Below are 14,908 nucleotides of genomic sequence, written 5' to 3'. Positions count from 1 at the left end.
ATTGCGCATCATAGCTCGCCGCTTCGCGTCGCCCGGAATGACACTGCGGTGAATACGCTACCCGTGCTTCTTCACCTCCACCGGCGGCGTGCCGTGGGTGTGGAACGACTCGATCGTCTTCAATCCCCAGGCCTGGCCCTTCTTGCGCTCCTCCTCGGTCCACACGATCGGCTTCCAGTCGGGCGCGAGAATGAGACGCGCGCCGGCATTGGCGACCTCGACGCGGTTGCCCCCGGGCTCGTAGACATAGAGGAAGAAGGTCTGCTGGATCGCGTGCTTGTGCGGGCCGGTCTCGATGTGCACGCCGTTCTCGAGAAAAATGTCCGCGGCGCGCAGAATCTCCTCGCGGCTGTCAAGCGCGTAGGTGACGTGGTGGAAGCGGCCCGGCACGCCCGAATGATCGAGCGAATAGGCGAAGTCGTAGCTCTTGTTCGACATCGTCAGCCACATCGCCGCCTCACGACCGTCGTTGAGCACGATCTGCTCGGTGAGGCGGCAGCCGAGATAGGTCTCGAAGAACTCGCGGTTGGCCTTGATGTCGACGGCAAGGCAATTGAGATGGTCGAGGCGGCGCACATTGACGCCGCGGGCGGGAAAGCGCTGCGCCTGGTTCTTCAGCGCAGGCTTGAGCTCAGGCGGCGCCTGATACCATTCGGTCTCGTAATAGAGCTCGACGATGTGGCCATCGGGGTCGCGGCAACGGAAAGTCGGCCCCTGCCCCATGTCGCCGTCGATCCAGCCGATATCGAAGCCGGATCCTCTTAGCGCCGCAACACGGCGCTCCAGCGCCTGCTGGCTGCGCGCACGCAGCGCCATGTGGCCCATGCCCGAGGTCTTCGACGCCGTGAGCTTGAGCGAATAGCGCTCGTAATCGTCCCAGCCGCGCAAATAGACCGACTCGCCCTTCTGGCCGCTGACGGTCATGCCCATCACATCGACGAAGAATTTCAGGCTCTCGTCGGGCTTCGGCGTCAGCAGCTCCATGTGGCCGAGATGGGCGAGATCGAGGATCGGTTCGGGCTGCATGTTTTCCTCCTGAGCAGCGCCGGGCTTTCTGCGCGGCGCCTTATTTGTACTAATGTACAAATCATTAGGTCCAGTCAACAAAGCAACCGACGTCCCTTGCGGCGATCGGCGCCCGACCGCCGTCCTCCGGACGAGGCGGGCAGCCTGCCCGAATGGTAAACTCTTCCTTAAGCACCACCTCACCTGAAGGGCCCGGAACGCAGCATTTTCCAGGTGATTTCGCCCTCAAGCAGGCATTGGCGACGAGGCTCCGGACCGAATTACCGCGGATTTAACGGAGCCGCCGCATCCGGCGTTTAACCGTTTGTGCAGCGACAGCCGCGCATAGTCCGGCAAATCCCTCGCTCTTGCCAGGTTCATTCATCGTGACATCCTTTGGACGCGTGATTTCGGTTCGCGGATCGCTCGCCCGGGTCGGGCTTCTGGCGGAAAGCCGGATGCCGATCTCGGAGGTGCGGGCCACCGTCGGCCGTTTCGTCAGCATTCGCTGCGCCAGCTCGGTCATCGTTGCGATGATCACGGAGGTCTCCTGCGAGAACCTGTCGAGCTCGGACAATTACATCGCCATCGCCTCGGTCGACCTGCTCGGCGAGATTCTCAATGCCGCGGACAAGGCCAAATTTCAGCGCGGCGTCACCAACTATCCGACCATCGGCGATGCCGTCGACCTGATCACGAGCCAGGAGCTGCGCACGATCTACGCGCCGACCGGCTCGGACCAGATCAATGTCGGCTTCCTGCAGCAGGATCGCTCGGTCGTCGCCTATGTCGACGTCGAGGAAATGCTGTCCAAGCACTTTGCCGTGCTGGGATCGACCGGCGTCGGTAAATCGACCGGCGTCTCGCTGCTGCTCAACGAGATCCTGAAGGCGCGGCCGAACCTGCGCATCTTCCTGCTCGACGTGCACAACGAGTATGGCCGCTGCTTCGGCGACCGCGCGCTGGTGCTCAACCCGCGGAACCTGAAGCTGCCGTTCTGGCTGTTCAACTTCGAGGAAATCGTCGACGTGCTGTTCGGCGGCCGCGCCGGCGTGCCGGAAGAGCTCGACATCCTCGCCGAAGTGATCCCGCTCGCCAAAGGCGTCTACACCCAGTACCAGAACGCCGACCGCATCGGCCTCAAGCGCATCGATCCCAAGCAGATCGGCTACACCGTCGATACGCCGGTGCCCTATCGCCTGGTCGACCTGCTGTCGCTGATCGACGAGCGCATGGGCAAGCTCGAGAACCGCTCCTCGCGCATCATCTATCACAAGCTGATCTCGCGCATCGAGGCGGTGCGCAACGACCCTCGCTACGCCTTCATGTTCGACAACGCCAATGTCGGCGGCGACACCATGGCCGAGGTCATCAGCCATCTGTTCCGCCTGCCCGCCAACGGCAAGCCGATGACGGTGATGCAGCTCGCCGGCTTCCCAGCCGAGGTGATCGATTCCGTCGTGTCCGTGCTCTGCCGCATGGCCTTCGACTTCGGCCTGTGGAGCGACGGCGTCTCGCCGCTGCTGTTCGTCTGCGAAGAGGCGCACCGCTACGCCTCCGCCGACCGCAACATCGGCTTCGGCCCGACCCGCAAGGCGGTATCGCGCATCGCCAAGGAAGGCCGCAAATACGGCGTCTATCTCGGCCTCATCACCCAGCGCCCCGCCGAGCTCGACGCCACCATCATCTCCCAGTGCAACACGCTGTTCACGATGCGTCTCGCCAACGACCGCGACCAGGCGCTGCTGCGCGCCGCGGTGTCGGATGCCGCCGCGAACCTGCTCTCCTTCGTGCCGTCGCTCGGCACCCGCGAGGTGCTGGCGTTCGGCGAAGGCGTGGCGCTGCCGACGCGGCTGCGCTTCAAGGAGGTGCCGCCGCACCAATTGCCGCGCGGCGAGGCCACCATCTCGAGCGTGCCCTCCGTCACCTCCGGCCACGACATGCATTTCGTCAGCGCCGTGCTCGAACGCTGGCGCGGCGCCACCTCGCAGCGCGACGTGCCGAACGACCCCGTGTTCTCGGCACCGCCCGCGAAGACGATGTCCAGCGTCGAAGCCCCGATGCTGCAGCCGTCGATGGGCCTCGACCCGGACCGTTTCTCGCTGCTGAAGAAGCCGCTGCGGTAAGGCCTCGCTCCATCCACATCGTCATTGCGAGCGCAGCGAAGCAACCCAGAGTCTTTCCGCCGGTAGATTCTGGATTGCTTCGCTGCGCTCGCAATGACGGAGGATGGAACATCGTTTCCACCTGACACCTTCGTCGCGGCCACTTCGGACCGGCGGATTGAGCCCGCCACCCGCATCGACTATGGTTTCCGCCTAAAAGCCGGAATCCATGCCCATGACAAAGACCGCCGCGCAACGCTTTCCCGCCCCCGCCCTCGACACCCTGCCCCACGACATCCGTAAGCGCCTCCTTGCGGTGCAAGAGAAGAGCGGCTTCGTCCCGAACGTGTTCCTGACCCTGGCCTATCGTCCCGACGAGTTCCGCGCCTTCTTCGCCTATCACGACGCGTTGATGGAGAAAGACGGCGGCCTCACCAAGGCCGAGCGCGAGATGATCGTGGTGGCGACGTCGGCGGCCAACCAGTGCCAATATTGCGTGATCGCCCATGGCGCGATTCTGCGCATCCGCGCCAAGAACCCTGTGATCGCCGACCAGGTCGCGATCAACTACCGCAAGGCCGACATCACGCCGCGGCAGAAGGCGATGCTCGATTTCGCCATGAAGGTCTCGGCTGACGCGCAGCGGATTTCCGAGGACGATTTCGCCGCGCTTAGTCCCCACGGCTTCAGCGACGATGACGTCTGGGACATCGCCGCGATCTCCGCCTTCTTCGCGCTGTCGAACCGGCTGGCGAATTTCACGGGCATGCGGCCGAACGAGGAGTTCTATCTGATGGGCCGCCTGCCGAAGACGTAATCGAGGCGCCATGACCGAGCTCGATTGGCCCGAAATCCTGCTGCGCCTCGGCACGGCCACGCTTGCCGGCGGCGCGATCGGCCTCAACCGCGACCTGCACGGCAAGCCGATCGGGCTGAAGACGCTCGGCATCGTCGGGCTCTCCACCGCAAGCGTGGTTCTGCTCGCATTGCAGCTCGCCGAACCGGCCAGGGTCGTCGACGCCGCCAGCCGTGTCATCCAGGGCATCCTCACCGGCATCGGCTTTCTCGGCGCCGGCGTCATCGTGCACCAAAGCACCGGGTTTCGCGTTCGAGGCCTCACCAGCGCCGCCTGCACTTTCCTTGCCGCCTGCCTCGGCATCGTCTGCGGCGCCGGACAATGGAAGATCGTCGTCGTCGCCCTGGCGCTGGCCTTCGTGCTGCTCACGATTGGCCGTCGCCTCGAGCGCCGGCTGCATCGCATGCTTGGCGGCAAGGAAGATCCGCAGCGTACGGACATCTCACCGAGCTCGGGTCGGCGGGAGAGCGATTAGAATCGCAACCGCCGGCCCCAAAACGGCTTCAGCAGTTCGAGCGCCGTGAGCACCAATAGTCCGGCGCCGAGCGTGATCATCAAATCGTCAACATGCAGCGGACCGAAGCGAAACAGACCGGAGGCCGGCGGCCAGAACAAGGCTGTGGCGAGCACGAGTGCAATCAAGAGGAATATCCAGAGCAATGCCGCGTTCGGGCGAAAGAAAGCAGACAAGAACGATGCGCTGAAGGATCGATTGACCAGCACCAGCGCGAGGACGCAGACGACGAGCGCAATGAATGCGAGGGTGCGAGCCTCCTCGGGCGGAAGGCCGGAACGAAGCGCTGCGACGAAGATCACGGCGATCAAGGCGAAGGCCATCGCGCCCCGCAGAACGCTCCAGGCGATCAGGGGCCACGAGAACAGCTCCGCATCGGCATGCCGCGGCGGACGCTTCATGACGTCGCGCTCCTCCCGCTCGGCCTCGAACACCAGCGAGCAGACGGGATCGATGATCAGCTCGAGAAAGGCAATGTGCACCGGGCCGAGCACCAGCGGCAGCCCGAACACGAGGGGAAGCAGCGCAAGACCCGCGATCGGCACGTGGACGGCAAAGATGAAGGTCATGGCCTTGCGCAGATTGTCGTAGATCCGGCGACCGAGGCGGATGGATGCGACGATGGAGCTGAAGTCGTCGTCGAGCAGGACGATCGAGGATGCCTCGCGAGCGACGTCGGTGCCGCGGTCACCCATCGCGATTCCGATATGGGCGGCCTTCAGCGACGGCGCGTCGTTGACGCCGTCGCCCGTCATCGCAACGATCTCGCCGCTGCGCTTCAGCGCCTGGACGATCCGCAGTTTCTGCTCCGGCAGAACCCGCGCGAAGATGTTCACCTTGCTGACGAGTGCCTCGAGCTCGCTGTCGTCCGCGAGCTTGACCTGCTCCCCGGTCGCGACCTCATTGACGTCGAGCCCGGCTTGCCCGGCGATCGCCATGGCGGTCGCCGGATAGTCGCCCGTGATCATGACGACGCGGATGCCGGCCGAACGGCATTCGCGAACCGCCTCCGGAACATGAGGCCGCAACGGATCGGCAAGCCCGACCAGGCCAACGAAGCGAAATACGAAAGCCTCCTGGGATGCCGGCAGAGAAGCCTCATCGCAAACGGCAACGGCCATCCCCAGCACCCGAAGCCCGTCCTTCGCCATTGCCCCGACGGCAGCTTGCACGGCCTCGCGATCGGCTTCGTTCAGCCTGCACAGGCGCGCAATCGCCTCCGGCGCGCCCTTGGCGCATGCGAGGAGCTCCGCTACCGCGGGTGTCCGCCAAACCTGGGTCATGGCGAGCAGCTCGGGGCGCAGACCATAGGTACGCACCAGCGTCCGCCCGCCATCCGTCGCATCGCCATCCCGCAGCACACCACGCGCGAACGCATGCAGCGCCTTCTCCATCGGATCGAACGGCTCCGGAGAGCTTGCCAGCGCCCCGCAGCGCGCCAGCTCTGCGAATTCGGGCCCGACCTGATCCGGTCCGGACGCCTCCGCACGCAGGCGCGCGCCGTCCAGCAGGCGCAGTTCGGCGACCGACATCTGGTTCTGCGTCAGCGTTCCGGTCTTGTCGGTGCACAGGACTGTTGCTGAGCCGAGAACCTCGATGGCGGCGGCTCGCCGCGTCAGGACGCGGGCTTGGGAAATCCGCCACGCGCCCATTGCCATGAACACCGTGAGCACGACGCTGAATTCTTCTGGAAGCATCGACATGCCGATGGCGATGCCTGCCAGCAGCGCCTGCAGCCAGTCGCCGCGCGAGACGCCGTAGAGCACAATCGCGGCCAGGCTGATGATGGCGCCGCCGAGAAAGCAAAGCCGCACCAGCCTTGCGGTCTGTTGCTGAAGCCGCGGCGGCTCGGCCTGCAGGCCGCGAAGCGACAGCCCGATCTTCCCGATCTCGCTGCGCGGCCCGGTGGCCTCGACCAGCGCCAGCCCCTCACCGCGCACGACGAGCGAACCGGAATACACGAATGGCTGATCCTCGCCGCCGGGCCGGTGAGCGGCTACTTTGATCTTGTCGGCGGTCTTCTTGCGGACGGGCACCGACTCGCCGGTCAGCAGGGACTCGTCGATCTGCAAGTCCCGCGCTTCGACGAGCGCGGCGTCGGCGGGTACGCGATCGCCTTCACCGAGGACGAGAAGGTCGCCCTGCACGACCTCGCGGCCGGCAATTCGCCGGCGCGCACCGTCACGCACCACCAGCGCCCGCGGGCTGGTCAGGTCGCGCAAGGCTTCCAGCACGCGCTCGGTCCGGGTTTCCTGCACCACCGTGATCACGATGGACATCGCCCCGAACGCCAGCAGGATCACCGCCTCCTTGAGATCGCCGAGCACGAGGTAGATCAGCCCGCCGCAGAGCAGCAGCAGGAGCATCGGCTCGCGCAGCACTTCCACCACGATGCGCAGCGGACTGCGTCGTTCCGGCCGGGGCAGTTCGTTGGGGCCGTCTGCCGCGAGCCTCGCCCTCGCCTCGGTCGCACTCAGACCGGCCGCACCTCCGCGTTGCACCTCGCTCACGGTTTCCGCCGCAGGCTCCAGAAGCTGCCGGCACCGACGATTGCGGTGGCCAGCAGCACGGCGACGAAAGTCTGGATGATGGTGAAGTTCAGCGCGTCGCGCGCGACGAACAGCGCCGTGATCGCGCCGGCGAGGACAAAGAGGATGCGAAAGATGACGCTCATGGCCGTGCCTCCAAGATCTGCTTGACAAGATCTGCATGACTTGGAGCCCGGGCCCCTCCCATCGGGGCACGACGCTGTCGCTGCAACCATGCAGGCAGACCTTAGCCGGTCAGGGCGAGGCAGGTTTGCGACAGGTCAAGCCTGACCCGGCCGTCATCGGTCGGCGACTGCGACGTGATGTCCGCCCAGCAGCGAACAGCCGCTGCATCGCTCACGGCTGCGAGACGTATGCGGCTAGCGCTTCGCCATCAGCTCGAGCGCCGGAGCAAAGCGCTCCGCGAACGTCAACGTCTTGGCGTGGTGGACTGCGGCAAAGGATGCAGAGATTCCCGCCGAAGCGACCGCGAGCAAGCCAACTACGAAAGCCAGACGGCGCATGTTCGCCTCCTGTGTGAGCTCGACTACGCCATAGAGATGGGACCGCTCTGTTTCAGGACGGTTTCGTGGGCGGGGAAATTGATTTCGCTCAAGCGGCTGTGATGAGATCCGGCTTATCTGGGCGCAATCCGTAACCAACTAACAAAGGTAGACGTGTTTTGCAGCGCCGGCCGTATCGGGAATTTAATACCCGCGAGCGCTATCCTAGGCTCTGCGGCGACGAGCAACATTCGTGAAATGGGAGTCATCGAGGACTACGCAAATGAAGATCGTGATCCAGAAGCTCAATGGCCTGTGGCACCTCATCGTCGGATCGAGCCAGATCCGAACGCCGTTCCTGGACACCCAGGACCGCGCGCTGGTGGTCACTTACGCGCGCCGCGCCTATCCAGGCGCCAGGATCTTCCAGCGCGACTGATGTGAATACTCTTAGTCGTCGTCCGCCGGGCCGCACCAGCCGGGCAGATAGATCGCATTCTTGCTTCTGGCCGCGGCCATCCCCTTCTCGACCGCCTTGTCGAAATCGGCCTCCACCGCCTTGCGCGAGACCTGCCGGCGCAGGAAGTCGGCCCACAGGAATTCGGAGAACGGTGTGGTGTCCTTGGCGAAGCCGCCCATGCGGCGCAGTTCGCCGGCAAGACTGCGGAACGGATCGTCCTTGAGGTCGGCGACGGATTTCGGCAGGTCGCGGAACGAGCGCCGCTCGCCCTTGGCGTCGTAAGGATAGACCCAGCGCTTGTTGTCCATGACGCCCCAGAACGCCTCGCGCTCCACCATCCTGAGATCGCCGACGACGGTCACCAGCACCTCCTTGACGCCTTCATCGTGCAGTGCGCGGCCGAGGTGATGATGATCGATCACGTAGTAGCGCGCGTCGGGACCGTAAACGACGGGGATCATGTGCTTGCCGAGCAGATCCGCCTGCTTCCTCTTGCCATGCTCGCGCCAGCGCTTCCGCTTCTCCTTGACCTCGCGCATGCCGACCGTCATCTGCGTCGGCCGGAGCGACAGGATCGGAACCGGATGCACTCTCGGCTCGCGCGCGTTGGTCGTGGTCATGATCGAAGGCCCCTGGCATGCAACGAACGGTTCGGGTTCCCGTGACTATGCCACGGGCCCCGCGGTGGCAAAATCCGTTCGGAAGACGCGCAGATCACAAGTCGATACCGGCCGGTAAAAAAGACGTCCTCAATAGCTGTCGCTATGACCGCGTTGCAGCGCAACGCTCGCGACGGACACGGTGGCCCGTTGCTGGATCGCGGCACACCGGTCCATGCGCAAATAGTACGACCGCACAAATGCATCCTGGCATTGTGAAGATTTACTGCAGCGCGTGCCTCACCTATGCTATCTAGATCGCTGCTTCGGAGTGATCCCCGCCCAATGAACAACCAGCGGCCCATAAGCTCTGATGAGGAGCACCGGGTGCTCCAGTTCAGGCCGCGCACGCCGTCTGCCCCAAGGGTCCAGCGCGGCAATGGCTCCGTGCAACCGCTTCGCCTCACGCCCGAACGGTTGGACCTGTCGCGCTACGAGCAGCCGCGTGCCGAGCCCGACAATTACCGGCAGCGCATGCTTGCCAACATCGCAGCGCTCGCCTTCACCATCGCGCTGACGGCGATCGGGATCTGGCTCGCGGTCAGCATCGCCGACCTGCGCCGCACCCAGGATTGCGTGCTGATGGGCCGCCGCGACTGCGTCAAGATCACGACACCGCATATTTAAGGCCCGGCCCGGCACGGACCTCATGGCGGACGGACCCAGCCGGCATCCCCAGCCACGTCCGGTGCTGTCCCCGGAGGCCTGCCCGGCTCCATTGAACTCAAGGCGGCGCTCCGATATACGGGCTTTCGACCCGGCCAGAGGGGGGTTTGAGGGCGTCATCAGGGGCGCGATGCCCAGCCACCGTGCCACTCTGGACAATCTGACAAATACCTTCAATATATCAAAGGCTTAGTGATGTCTTCCACATTCGATCAGGTCGCCACGATCATCGCTGAAACCTGCGACATCCCGCGCGACACGATCACGCCAGATAGCCATGCCATCGATGACCTCGGCATCGACAGCCTCGATTTCCTCGATATCGCCTTCGCGATCGACAAGCAGTTCGGCATCAAGCTGCCGCTGGAGAAGTGGACTCAGGAGGTCAACGACGGCAAGGCGACCACCGAGCAATATTTCGTGCTGAAGAACCTGTGCGCCCGCATCGACGAACTGGTTGCGGCCAAGGGCGCGAGCGCCTAAGGGCGCAGTCATGCAACTCGAATACTTCCACATGATCGATCGCATCGTCGACCTCAAGGTCGACGAGAAGACGATCGTCGTCGAAGCGCAGGTCCCGCAGGAAAGCACCATCTTCGAGGGCCACTTCCCTGGTTATCCCTTGATGCCCGGCGTGCTCCTGATCGAATCGATGGCGCAGGCCTCGGGCTGGCTTCAACTCGGCGTGTTCAGGTTCGAACGCATGCCGATCCTGGCCGCAGTGAAGGAGGCCAAGGTCCGCGGCTCGGTCTTCCCCGGCGACCTCATGAGCATCGAGGCGAGCCTCACCCATGAAGGCTCCGGCTATGCCATGACCGAGGCCAAGATCCGGGTCGGCGGCAAGCTGCGCGCGAATTCGGCCCTCACCTTCACGCTGATTCCCTTCCCCAATGCGGATATGCGCTCCCACATGGACGCCATCGCCAAGCGCGTCGGATTTCCGCAACAGGCCATATCGTCATGACTGACACTCCCGCTTTGAAGCCGGGCCAGACCGAGGTCTGGATCACCGGCATTGGGCTCGCTACCTCGCTCGGCGAGGGCCTCGACGCCAACTGGGCCGCGCTTTCCGAGAAGCGCATCAATGTCGACGAGAAGGGCTTTGCGCCCTACATCGTGCATCCCTTGATGCCCGTATCCTTCGACAGCCAGATCCCGAAGAAGGGCGACCAGCGCCAGATGGAAGCCTGGCAGCGCATCGGCACCTATGCCGCCGGCCTCGCGCTCGATTCCGCCGGCATCAAAGGCAACAAGGACATCCTGTCGAAAATCGACATGGTCGTCGCCGCCGGCGGCGGAGAGCGCGACATCAACGTCGACAGCGGCATTCTCACCGCCGAGGCCAAGGGCGCCAACGCGCCGGGCTTCCTCAACGAACGGCTCATGAGCGATCTGAGGCCGACGCTGTTCCTGGCCCAGCTCTCCAACCTGCTCGCCGGCAACATCGCCATCGTGCACGGTCTGGGTGGCACCTCGCGCACCTTCATGGGCGAAGAGGTCGCCGGCGCCGATGCCGCCCGCATCGCGCTCGCGCGCATCGCCTCGGGTGAGAGCGACATCGCGCTGGTCGGCGGCTCGTACAACGGCGAGCGCAAGGACTTGCTCGTCCTCTACGAATTCGGCGATTTCAACCTGAAGGACAAGTTCGCGCCCGTCTGGGCCCGCAAGGACCATCCCGGCTTCGCGCTCGGTTCGGCCGGCGCCTTCCTGGTGCTGGAATCGAAGGCGCATGCGGAAGCGCGCGGCGCCAAGCCGTTCGCAAAGCTGTCGAGCGTCGTCGCCGACCTCGCCAAACGCAAGCAGCCCGGCGACATGACCGCGACGCTCGAGAAGCTGTGGGCCAAGCTGCCCAGGCGCGAGGGCAAGGGCGCGATCATCACCGGGGCGACCGGGGCGGAGCCTGCGACCTCGGACGAGCGCGACTTCCTGAAGAACCATGCCGACTTTCCGGTGCGCTCGACCGGCACGGTGTTCGGCCACGCGATGGAAACGCAATTTCCGCTCGGCATTGCCCTTGCCGCATTGTCGATCTCGCGCGGCGCGCTGTTCCCGCCGAACGATTCCACGGGGACCGAGATTGAAATGCAGGGCGCGCCCACCCAGATCGTGGTGGTGGGAGCCGGACACTGGCGCGGCGAAGGCATGGCGCTGGTCGAGGCGGTTTAATCAGCTCAAGCGGGGATCGACATGACTGCACCACGCGACAAACTCGGGCGTCCCGTCGTCGTCGTCACCGGCATGGGCATCATGACCTCGCTCGGCGCCGGCAAATCCGACAATTGGGCAAAGCTCGTCGCCGGCGAATCCGGTATCCGCACCATCACGCGTTTTCCGATCGACGGCCTCAAGACCACGATGGCCGGTACGGTCGATTTCGTCAGCGCCGATCCGTTCTCTTCCACCGCCCTGTCCGAGCGGATGGCCGAGCTGGTGACGCAGGAAGCGCTGGAGCAGGCCGGCATCGGCGCCAAGGCCGATTTCCCGGGTCCGCTTTTCCTCGCGGTGGCGCCGGTCGAGGTCGAATGGCCGCAGCGCCGCGAGCTCGGTCGCGCCGTCGGCCAGCAGGACATCACCTATGACGATCTGCTCCGCATTTCCGGCGGCGGCAAGTTTAGCGCCTACCATCATCGCTTTATGTTCGGCTCGGTTGCCGCCTATCTCGCCGAGACCTTCGGCACCAAGGGCTCGCCGATCTCGCTGTCGACGGCCTGCGCGTCCGGAGCCACCTCGATCCAGCTCGGCGTCGAGGCGATCCGCCGCGGCGAGACGGACGCAGCGCTCTGCGTCGCGACCGACGGCACCGTGAACCCGGAAGCGCTGGTGCGCTTCTCGCTGCTCTCGGCACTGTCGACCCAGAACGATCCGCCGCAGGCGGCCTCCCGTCCCTTCTCCAAGAACCGCGACGGTTTTGTCATGGCGGAAGGCGCCGGCGCGCTGGTGCTGGAGAGCTATGAAGCCGCCACCGCGCGCGGCGCAAAAATTCTCGGCGTGATCGCCGGCTGCGGCGAACTCACCGATTCGTTCCACCGCACCCGCTCCTCGCCCGACGGCAAGCCGATCATCGGCTGCATGAACAAGACGCTGGCCGATGCCGGCATGACGCCGGACCAGATCGACCACATCAACGCGCACGGCACCGCGACGCCCGAGAACGACAAGATGGAGTTCAACACGACGTCGGCCGTGTTCGGCGAGCTCGCGCAGAAGATTCCGGTCACCTCCAACAAGTCGATGGTCGGCCATACCATCTCGGCCGCCGGCGCGGTGGAGGCGATCTTCTCGCTGCTCACGCTCGAGCATCAGCGCATTCCGCCGACGATCAACTACGACAATCCGGATCCCACGATCCTGTTCGACGTCGTCGGCAACAAGGCGCGCGATGCGCGCGTGACCGCGGTGATGTCGAACTCGTTCGGCTTCGGCGGCCAGAACGCTTCGCTGATCCTGACCCGCGAACCGGCCTGACCGGACGCATGGCGCTGCTTCCTGCGAGCACGAAGGCCCGCGCGCGGGAGGCTGCCAAATCGCTCGGCGGCAGCCTGATCGGCGCCGCGACCGTCGCGATGCTGCGCACCACACGCTATTTCGATCCGGCCAAGACCTCGGACTTCTTCGCGCGTGCCGTGAAGCTGATCGGGCCGCGCCTGCGCGAGCACCGCATCGGCCGCGCCAACCTCGCCGCCGCCTTCCCCGAGAAGTCACCGGAGGAGATCGAACGGATCCTGATGGGCGTCTGGGACAATCTCGGCCGCGTCGGCGCCGAGTTCGCCCATATCGACCAGGTCTGGGACTACGCCCGCGATGTCCCGGAGAAGAGTCGCATGGAGATTTCCCCGCGCAGCATCGAGCTGTTCGACCAGATCCGCGACGACGGCAAGCCGGCGCTGATCTTCGCCGCACACCTTGCGAACTGGGAATTGCCGGCGCTTGCCGCGGTCGCGCATGGCCTGGACACCGCGATTCTCTATCGCCGCCCGAACATCGCCTCGGCCGATCGCATCATCCAGGAGATGCGCCAGGTCAACATGGGCACGCTGATCCCGGCCGGCCGCGACGCGCCATTGCGGCTCGCGCAAGCGCTAAAGGACGGCAAGCACGTCGCCATGCTGATCGACCAATATCTGACGGCCGGCGTCGAGGTCACGTTCTTCGGCCGCAAGACCCGCGCCAATCCGATGCTGGCGCGCCTCTTGCGCCAGGTCGAATGCCCGATCCACGGCGTGCGCATCATCCGCCTGCCCGGCGGCCGCTTCCGCGGCGAGCTGACCGAAGAGATCCAGCCGGTGCGCGATGCCGACGGCAGGATCGACATCCAGGGCACGACGCAGGCGATCACGAGCGTGGTGGAAAGCTGGGTGCGAGAACATCCCGAGCAGTGGCTATGGCTGCATAGAAGGTGGCGGTAAATACTCCGTCATTGCGAGCGCAGCGAAGCAATCCAGAGTCGTGCCACGGAGGCAGTCTGGATTGCTTCGTCGCTTCGCTCCTCGCAATGACAGGCGCTACTATCGCCCCGTCTTCACCTTGGTCCAGAGCCGGTTGATGATCCGCTGCGTCGCCGGCTCGCGCGCCGTGATGACGAACAGTTTTGCGAGCGTCGCGTCGTCCGGATAGATGTTCTTGTCGTTCAGGATTTTGGGGTCGACCAGTTTCTGGCTGGCGAGGTTGCCGCTCGCGTAGGACAGGAAGTCCGAGTTCTTGGCGGCAACGTCCGGGCGATAGAGATAGTTGATCAGCTCGTGGGCTTCCTTGACGTTCTTCGCATCCGCGGGGATCGCGAGATTGTCGAAGAACATCTGCGCTCCCTCCTTCGGAATGGTGTAGCCGATCTCGACGCCGCTTTTGGCTTCCGCGGCGCGGGCGCGGGCCTGCATGATGTCACCGGACCAGCCGACCACGAAGCAGATCTCACCGGTGGCGAGCGCGCTCAGATATTCGGAGGAGTGAAACTTGCGCACGGAGGGGCGGATTTTCGCCACGGCATCGGCGGCCTTTTCCAGGTCCGCCTGCTTGGTCGAGTTCGGATCGAGCCCGATATAGCTCAGCGCCGCCGGGAAGATGTCGTCGGCGGAGTCGAGCATGTGGATGCCGCAGTCCTTGAACTTGGCGAGGTTCTCCGGCTTGAAGACGATGTCCCAGCTGTCGATCTTCGCATCAGCCCCAAGGATCTGCTTCACCTTGGCGACGTTGTAGCCGATGCCCGTCGTGCCCCACATGTAGTTGGCGGCGTAGACATTGCCGGGGTCGTAGGTGGCGAGGCGCTGCGTCACCACCGGCCAGGCATTGGCGAGGTTCGGGAGCTTCGACTTGTCGAGCTTCTGGAAGATGTTGGCCTTGATCTGGCGCTGCAGGAAATAAGCGGTGGGCACCACGACGTCATAACCGGACTTGCCGGCCATCAGGCGCGTCTCCAGCGTCTCGTTGGCGTCAAAGGTGTCGTACACGACCTTGATGCCGGTCTCCTTGGTGAAGGCCTCAAGGACATCAGGCGCCATGTAGTTGGACCAGTTGTAGAAGTTGACGACCCGCTCCTCGGCCCGGGCGGGAGCGGAGAGCAACGTCAGTGCCGCAGCGATCGCGAAACCAAGCCTGGGGCGGCCGACGTTCGTCAT

The 14,908-nt window shown here is 64.7% G+C and carries 16 protein-coding genes; 10 read left to right on the top strand and 6 right to left on the bottom strand.

Features of this window, described 5'->3' with window-relative positions; genetic code table 11:
* Positions 1 to 57: 57 nt before the first annotated feature.
* Positions 58 to 1,026 carry a catechol 2,3-dioxygenase gene (locus P0R31_RS10680; protein WP_275514035.1) on the bottom strand — a complete coding sequence of 323 codons (969 nt, stop codon included), beginning with the start codon at positions 1,024 to 1,026 and terminating at the stop codon, positions 58 to 60.
* A 365-nt stretch (positions 1,027 to 1,391) separates the two neighbouring features.
* On the opposite strand from P0R31_RS10680, the gene P0R31_RS10675 reads away from it, so the two are divergent.
* The 3 genes from P0R31_RS10675 (at position 1,392) to P0R31_RS10665 (ending at position 4,441) form a co-directional block, all read left to right on the top strand.
* Positions 1,392 to 3,131, top strand: a complete 1,740-nt coding sequence (locus tag P0R31_RS10675) for an ATP-binding protein (RefSeq protein WP_271547203.1) — start codon at positions 1,392 to 1,394, stop codon at positions 3,129 to 3,131.
* A gap of 214 nt (positions 3,132 to 3,345) precedes the next feature.
* Positions 3,346 to 3,927 (top strand): peroxidase-related enzyme, encoded by a 582-nt coding sequence (locus P0R31_RS10670; RefSeq protein ID WP_275514034.1) that lies wholly within the window; start codon positions 3,346 to 3,348, stop codon positions 3,925 to 3,927.
* Between the two features lie 10 nt (positions 3,928 to 3,937).
* Positions 3,938 to 4,441, top strand: coding sequence for an MgtC/SapB family protein (locus P0R31_RS10665; RefSeq protein WP_275514033.1), 504 nt, complete (start codon positions 3,938 to 3,940; stop codon positions 4,439 to 4,441).
* On the opposite strand, the gene P0R31_RS10660 is transcribed toward P0R31_RS10665, so the two are convergent.
* From P0R31_RS10660 to P0R31_RS10650, 3 genes are all read right to left on the bottom strand, one after another.
* Positions 4,438 to 6,990, bottom strand: coding sequence for a cation-translocating P-type ATPase (locus P0R31_RS10660; protein WP_275514032.1), 2,553 nt, complete (start codon positions 6,988 to 6,990; stop codon positions 4,438 to 4,440). The two genes, P0R31_RS10665 and P0R31_RS10660, sit on opposite strands and share 4 nt — an antisense overlap.
* Positions 6,987 to 7,154, bottom strand: coding sequence for a hypothetical protein (locus P0R31_RS10655; RefSeq protein ID WP_167361653.1), 168 nt, complete (start codon positions 7,152 to 7,154; stop codon positions 6,987 to 6,989). Before P0R31_RS10655 ends, P0R31_RS10660 begins: the two co-directional genes overlap by 4 nt.
* Before the next feature lie 234 nt (positions 7,155 to 7,388).
* Complete coding sequence (locus P0R31_RS10650; RefSeq protein WP_167361652.1) at positions 7,389 to 7,532, bottom strand: hypothetical protein; 144 nt, start codon at positions 7,530 to 7,532, stop codon at positions 7,389 to 7,391.
* A gap of 262 nt (positions 7,533 to 7,794) precedes the next feature.
* Between P0R31_RS10650 and P0R31_RS10645 the strand changes: the two genes are divergently transcribed.
* Complete coding sequence (locus P0R31_RS10645; RefSeq protein WP_165637160.1) at positions 7,795 to 7,950, top strand: hypothetical protein; 156 nt, start codon at positions 7,795 to 7,797, stop codon at positions 7,948 to 7,950.
* 11 nt (positions 7,951 to 7,961) lie between these two features.
* Here P0R31_RS10645 and P0R31_RS10640 read toward each other — a convergent pair whose 3' ends face one another.
* On the bottom strand, positions 7,962 to 8,591 hold the full coding sequence (locus P0R31_RS10640; RefSeq protein WP_275514031.1) for a ParB-like protein: 630 nt from the start codon (positions 8,589 to 8,591) through the stop codon (positions 7,962 to 7,964).
* A 324-nt stretch (positions 8,592 to 8,915) separates the two neighbouring features.
* On the opposite strand from P0R31_RS10640, the gene P0R31_RS10635 reads away from it, so the two are divergent.
* From P0R31_RS10635 to P0R31_RS10610, 6 genes are all read left to right on the top strand, one after another.
* Complete coding sequence (locus P0R31_RS10635; RefSeq protein ID WP_275514030.1) at positions 8,916 to 9,257, top strand: hypothetical protein; 342 nt, start codon at positions 8,916 to 8,918, stop codon at positions 9,255 to 9,257.
* 234 nt (positions 9,258 to 9,491) lie between these two features.
* Positions 9,492 to 9,779 (top strand): acyl carrier protein, encoded by a 288-nt coding sequence (locus P0R31_RS10630; RefSeq protein ID WP_007592476.1) that lies wholly within the window; start codon positions 9,492 to 9,494, stop codon positions 9,777 to 9,779.
* Positions 9,780 to 9,789: 10 nt separating this feature from the next.
* On the top strand, positions 9,790 to 10,260 hold the full coding sequence (locus P0R31_RS10625) for a 3-hydroxyacyl-ACP dehydratase FabZ family protein (RefSeq protein WP_275500172.1): 471 nt from the start codon (positions 9,790 to 9,792) through the stop codon (positions 10,258 to 10,260).
* The gene (locus P0R31_RS10620; RefSeq protein ID WP_275514029.1) at positions 10,257 to 11,462 is read left to right on the top strand and encodes a beta-ketoacyl-ACP synthase; all 1,206 of its coding nucleotides are present in this window, start codon (positions 10,257 to 10,259) and stop codon (positions 11,460 to 11,462) included. The genes P0R31_RS10625 and P0R31_RS10620 overlap by 4 nt, the downstream gene beginning before the upstream one ends.
* A gap of 21 nt (positions 11,463 to 11,483) precedes the next feature.
* Positions 11,484 to 12,761, top strand: a complete 1,278-nt coding sequence (locus P0R31_RS10615) for a beta-ketoacyl-ACP synthase (RefSeq protein WP_036001392.1) — start codon at positions 11,484 to 11,486, stop codon at positions 12,759 to 12,761.
* Between the two features lie 8 nt (positions 12,762 to 12,769).
* Positions 12,770 to 13,702 (top strand): lipid A biosynthesis lauroyl acyltransferase, encoded by a 933-nt coding sequence (locus tag P0R31_RS10610; RefSeq protein WP_275514028.1) that lies wholly within the window; start codon positions 12,770 to 12,772, stop codon positions 13,700 to 13,702.
* Positions 13,703 to 13,801: 99 nt separating this feature from the next.
* Here P0R31_RS10610 and P0R31_RS10605 read toward each other — a convergent pair whose 3' ends face one another.
* Positions 13,802 to 14,908, bottom strand: coding sequence for a polyamine ABC transporter substrate-binding protein (locus P0R31_RS10605; RefSeq protein WP_275514027.1), 1,107 nt, complete (start codon positions 14,906 to 14,908; stop codon positions 13,802 to 13,804).

This window comes from Bradyrhizobium yuanmingense (genome assembly GCF_029167105.1).
Lineage (GTDB): Bacteria > Pseudomonadota > Alphaproteobacteria > Rhizobiales > Xanthobacteraceae > Bradyrhizobium > Bradyrhizobium yuanmingense_A.
Note: the sequence above shows the minus strand (reverse complement) of the source record. Positions and strands in the feature narration are given on the sequence as shown.

What these genes read in the sequence shown, in the direction of transcription:
- P0R31_RS10680 (WP_275514035.1), bottom strand. Translation starts at nt 1,026, where the DNA reads ATGCAGCCCGAACCGATCCTCGATCTCGCCCATCTCGGCCACATGGAG.
- P0R31_RS10670 (WP_275514034.1), top strand. Translation starts at nt 3,346, where the DNA reads ATGACAAAGACCGCCGCGCAACGCTTTCCCGCCCCCGCCCTCGACACC.
- P0R31_RS10665 (WP_275514033.1), top strand. Translation starts at nt 3,938, where the DNA reads ATGACCGAGCTCGATTGGCCCGAAATCCTGCTGCGCCTCGGCACGGCC.
- P0R31_RS10655 (WP_167361653.1), bottom strand. Translation starts at nt 7,154, where the DNA reads ATGAGCGTCATCTTTCGCATCCTCTTTGTCCTCGCCGGCGCGATCACG.
- P0R31_RS10650 (WP_167361652.1), bottom strand. Translation starts at nt 7,532, where the DNA reads ATGCGCCGTCTGGCTTTCGTAGTTGGCTTGCTCGCGGTCGCTTCGGCG.
- P0R31_RS10645 (WP_165637160.1), top strand. Translation starts at nt 7,795, where the DNA reads ATGAAGATCGTGATCCAGAAGCTCAATGGCCTGTGGCACCTCATCGTC.
- P0R31_RS10640 (WP_275514031.1), bottom strand. Translation starts at nt 8,591, where the DNA reads ATGACCACGACCAACGCGCGCGAGCCGAGAGTGCATCCGGTTCCGATC.
- P0R31_RS10635 (WP_275514030.1), top strand. Translation starts at nt 8,916, where the DNA reads ATGAACAACCAGCGGCCCATAAGCTCTGATGAGGAGCACCGGGTGCTC.
- P0R31_RS10630 (WP_007592476.1), top strand. Translation starts at nt 9,492, where the DNA reads ATGTCTTCCACATTCGATCAGGTCGCCACGATCATCGCTGAAACCTGC.
- P0R31_RS10625 (WP_275500172.1), top strand. Translation starts at nt 9,790, where the DNA reads ATGCAACTCGAATACTTCCACATGATCGATCGCATCGTCGACCTCAAG.
- P0R31_RS10620 (WP_275514029.1), top strand. Translation starts at nt 10,257, where the DNA reads ATGACTGACACTCCCGCTTTGAAGCCGGGCCAGACCGAGGTCTGGATC.
- P0R31_RS10615 (WP_036001392.1), top strand. Translation starts at nt 11,484, where the DNA reads ATGACTGCACCACGCGACAAACTCGGGCGTCCCGTCGTCGTCGTCACC.
- P0R31_RS10610 (WP_275514028.1), top strand. Translation starts at nt 12,770, where the DNA reads ATGGCGCTGCTTCCTGCGAGCACGAAGGCCCGCGCGCGGGAGGCTGCC.
- P0R31_RS10605 (WP_275514027.1), bottom strand. Translation starts at nt 14,908, where the DNA reads ATGACGAACGTCGGCCGCCCCAGGCTTGGTTTCGCGATCGCTGCGGCA.